The 4,300-nt window shown below is 39.9% G+C and carries 6 protein-coding genes; all 6 read left to right on the top strand.

Features of this window, described 5'->3' with window-relative positions:
* The first annotated feature begins 57 nt into the window (after positions 1 to 57).
* Positions 58 to 195, top strand: a complete 138-nt coding sequence (locus tag HPY74_20050; GenBank protein ID NSW92901.1) for a hypothetical protein — start codon at positions 58 to 60, stop codon at positions 193 to 195.
* Positions 149 to 907, top strand: a complete 759-nt coding sequence (locus HPY74_20045; GenBank protein ID NSW92900.1) for an SDR family oxidoreductase — start codon at positions 149 to 151, stop codon at positions 905 to 907. Before HPY74_20050 ends, HPY74_20045 begins: the two co-directional genes overlap by 47 nt.
* 208 nt (positions 908 to 1,115) lie before the next feature.
* A complete protein-coding gene (locus tag HPY74_20040) occupies positions 1,116 to 2,141 on the top strand; it encodes a TRAP transporter substrate-binding protein (protein ID NSW92899.1) in 1,026 nt (341 codons plus the stop codon).
* A gap of 78 nt (positions 2,142 to 2,219) precedes the next feature.
* Entirely contained in the window at positions 2,220 to 2,714 is a 495-nt protein-coding gene (locus HPY74_20035) for a TRAP transporter small permease (protein ID NSW92898.1), read from the top strand.
* A gap of 153 nt (positions 2,715 to 2,867) precedes the next feature.
* Positions 2,868 to 4,139 (top strand): TRAP transporter large permease, encoded by a 1,272-nt coding sequence (locus HPY74_20030; protein ID NSW92897.1) that lies wholly within the window; start codon positions 2,868 to 2,870, stop codon positions 4,137 to 4,139.
* A gap of 22 nt (positions 4,140 to 4,161) precedes the next feature.
* Positions 4,162 to 4,300: 2-oxo acid dehydrogenase subunit E2 (locus HPY74_20025; protein NSW92896.1), on the top strand; the 139-nt coding region annotated here is incomplete at its 3' end.

Raw genomic sequence — 4,300 nt, 5'->3', positions numbered from 1 at the left:
ACAAATGACCTCATCCCCTTTCTAAATCACTATTTTAGCAGGTTTGGAGGCTGGGAGGTGAAGTTACTTGTTTCCAGTTATTATAAATCAAATAAAATCAAGGGGTTCAGCTTTGCTGAACACCAACTAATAAGAGGGAGAGGTGAAAATGATGAGGATGGATGGAAAGACGGTAATTATAACAGGCGGAGCTAGTGGTCTGGGTGCAGCTATTGCGGAAGCAATGGCGAAGAATGGAGCAAACCTTGCTTTGTTGGATATAAATGCAGAAGGGTTAGCCAAAGTGAAGAATCAAGTATCGCAATATAGTACCAGAGTTGAGACATATAAAGTAGATGTAACCGATTATAAAGAAGTCCAGAAAATTGGGGAAATTATATATTCTGATTTTGATAAGGTAGATGTATTAGTGAATTGTGCCGGAGGTGGTAAGGAGATAGTATTGGGTTTTAGGGAGCTTACAGAAGAGAGTTGGAAAAGGCAAATAGACCTGAACCTAAACAGTACTTTTAATTGTTGCAAAATGGTTATTGAAAATATGATTGCACAAAAAAGCGGGAAAATAATTAATATTTCTTCTGTAGCTGGGCTAAGAGGAGGGGGACTGTTAGGTAGAGGTGCATATTCAACTGCAAAGGCAGGGGTTGTTGGTTTGACAAAAGCATTGGCTAAAGAACTTGGGCCATTTAATGTACACGCTATTGCGGTTGCACCCGGTTATCATGTTACTCCCCTCACAGAAAATATAGCAGAGGATAAAAAGAATGCAATAATGCAGCAAATACCGCTAAATAAAGCAGGTGATCCCAAGAAACTGGGTGAACTGATAGTATTCTTAGCTTCTGATGACGCCCAGTTCATTACAGGGTCATTGATCACCGTAGACGGAGGATACTCAATGCATTGAACCAAAAAAGATATCGAAAAGTAATTTGCATTGGGTATTTCAAGGTGGAATGCAGCCGTATATGGCTATGCATGGAGCCGAGTATTAGACGATTAGAAGTCAGTATCCGAAGGATGTTGGAGGTATGAGTTAAGCTCACACTTCTAAACATATACATCGAAAACCCTAAGGGTTTTTGAGAGTATAAATTTTAAGGAGGTAGAGGTTAATGAAGGTAAAGAAAAGGGGATTAATGGCAATACTGATTGCGTTAATTCTTTTAACCACGGTGCTGACCGGATGCGACTCAAAAACCGATACTAATGACGCAAATCAGAATGCCGACAAAGAAAAGAGCATGGTATTTAAATTAGCAAATGTATCAGCCGTTGGAGATACAAGGGATCAGATCTGCCACAAATTTGCGGAGCTTGTTGAGCAAAAGACATCAGGAAAGGTAAAAGTCGAGGTGTATTCCGGAGGTACCCTTGGGGACTGGAGAGACACCATTGAAGGTCTTGAGCCGGGGATTGTACAAGTTGTTATGGAAAGCATCGGCACCATAGAAGCTTATGCGAGTCTGGCAAACATAGACGCTGTGCCATTCTTATACAGAGATGAGGACCATTTCCAAAAAGTTTGGTATAGTGAGATCGGGCAGGAGCTGCTTGATAAGATAGGGGATCAAGGTGGATTTAAACTTATTGGCCCCAGTCATCGCGGTGCCAGATATGTTACAAGTAAGAAAAAAATAGAATCTGCTGAAGATGTAAAAGGATTGAAAATACGTGTACCTCCGATTGCAGTATACCTAAAAACATGGGAAATGCTGGGATCAACTCCTACCCCCATGGCTTTTACTGAGGTATACACAGGATTACAACAGGGAACGGTGGACGCTCAGGAAAACCCATTGTCCCTCTCATATTCATCAGCGTTTTATGAAGTATGCCCTTATCTGATAGAGACCAAACACGTGTATAGTAGCGACCTCTTTATATTCAATAAAGAATTCTTCGAAGGTCTGCCTGAAGATATTCAGAAGGCTGTCAGTGAAGCGGCAACCGAGGCTGGAAAATGGGGAACTCAGCTTATATTGACTCAAGAAGAAGACTTTATTGAAAAGTTTAAGGAAAAGGGTGTAGAGGTTATAAAGCCGGATATAAGCAGCTTTGAAGAAAAGGTTAAAGATATTGTTGATAAAGAGTTTCCTGAGCTCAAAGAGATTGCAGATGCAATAAGGGCCGTCAAATAGTAAAGCCGCGTTACCGGTAGTAATGGAATGTATTAACATTCCATTACTACTGGTTATCTTTGGAGGTGTGTAAGAGATATGATTAACAGGGTGAAAAGACTTCTGGACTGGACAGAAAAGATCTCACTTGCGTTAATGGCATTGTTATTTACCGTAATGGTTGCATCTATATTTCTGCAGGTTATATTAAGATACCTTTTTAGTTCAGCCAATGCTTGGTCGGAAGAATTAGCTAGGTATACATTTGTATGGCTGGTTTTATTAGGCTCGGCCGTTGCTGCACGAAGAAACAAGCATATGAATATTGAGTTTTTTATTGATAAATTTCCTCCATACTTAAAAAAAATTATACAACTTTTGCTTTACTCATTAATAATTGCATTTTTGTTTGTTCTCATTAGATATGGTTTTAACCTTGCAGCTATGACTCAAAAACAAAAATCGACTGGACTTAGAATTCCTATGTCATGGGCATATCTGGCAATACCGGTTGGAAGTATACTTATGCTGGTATATGCACTGGAGGACATTTTCTGCAAGCTTTTTCCGAAAAAGGAGATAGCAAACAATTAATATCTTTAAATGCTTTATGAACTAAAATTGTCTACAAACTAAGTGATGCCAGATGGAGAATAGCATTACTATGAAGAGAAGGATAATTATAATTTATGTAGCGAACTATTGGGTTATACTTACGGGGTCATCTGAAAGGAGGCTGAACAGGATATGTCCGGTGTTCTAATTCTTGGGATAGTTGTGTTTACAATACTTGGAGTGCCAATAGGTTATGTTCTGGGGATATCATCCATGCTGGCTCTTCTCTATGAAGGGAATCTCCCTCTGATAGTAATTCCGCAAAAGTTTTTTACCGGAATTGATTCTTTCCCTATAATGGCAATCCCCTTTTTTATACTGGCAGGTAATCTAATGAATGAAGGTGGTATAAATAAGAGGATAATAGATTTTTGCAATTCTATAATCGGTTGGGTTACGGGGAGCCTTGCTATGGTCACTGTTGTTGCATCAATGTTTTTTGCTGCCATCTCAGGTTCGGCGGTAGCAACAGTTTCAGCGATAGGAGGACTCACAATACCGGCCATGAAAAAAGAAGGCTATAGCTCATCCTTTGCAGGAGCACTTGCAGCTTCAGCATCAGTATGTGGGCCAATCATTCCTCCCAGCATCCCACTCATAGTATATGGTGCTGCATTGTCCATGTCTATAAGTGATTTGTTTCTCGGTGCCGTAATCCCCGGGGTATTGCTGGGAATTGTCTTGTGTATTGTATCTTATATGATTTCAAAAAAGAAACAGTTTCCGAAACATGAGAAGGCAACGATGAAGCAAATCTTAATAACTGCTCAGAAAGGGATGTGGGGTCTTTTAATGCCTGTTGTAATTTTGGGAGGAATTTTTGGTGGTGTTTTCACGCCCACAGAAGCATCTGTTATTGCAGTTATCTACGGCCTTGTGGTGGGAGCTTTTATATATAAAGGTTTGAATTTCGACAATTTGTATAAAGTTCTAACCGACTCTGCGATTGGTACTGCAACTATTATGATTATACTGGCTACTTCTAAGGTTTCCAGCTGGATAGTCGTTACATCCCATTTATCAGAGCAGATATCCAGTTTGATTTTGAGTTTGACCAGTAATAAGTTTATCGTCCTAACATTGATTAACTTGATACTACTGATAGTTGGTATGCTTATGGAGGCGAATGCAGCAATAGTAATCTTAACACCCGTGCTGGTTCCGCTAGTCACAAAATTAGGAGTTACACCGCTACAATTCGGAATAATTATGGTGTTCAATCTGTGTCTTGGATTATTAACACCGCCGGTTGGAGCCGCCATATTAATAGGAAATGATATAGCCGAACAAAGGATCGAAAGGACAGTGGCATCCGCAATACCTTTCTTTTTAGCGGGGTTATTGATTCTAATGTTAATTACGTATATTCCTCAATTAACAACTATTTTGCCGGATATCTTTTAATCTACGAGGAGGTTTAGATCTAATGGCTCAATTGGTGACAATGCCGAAACTCGGACTGACCATGACAGAGGGAACGGTTTCAAAGTGGTATAAGGCAGAAGGGGAAAGGGTGGAACAGGGAGAAATCCTGCTCGAGGTTTCCACCGATAAGATTACAAACG

The organism is Bacillota bacterium (genome assembly GCA_013314855.1).
GTDB lineage: Bacteria > Bacillota > Clostridia > Acetivibrionales > DUMC01 > Ch48.
Note: the sequence above shows the minus strand (reverse complement) of the source record. Positions and strands in the feature narration are given on the sequence as shown.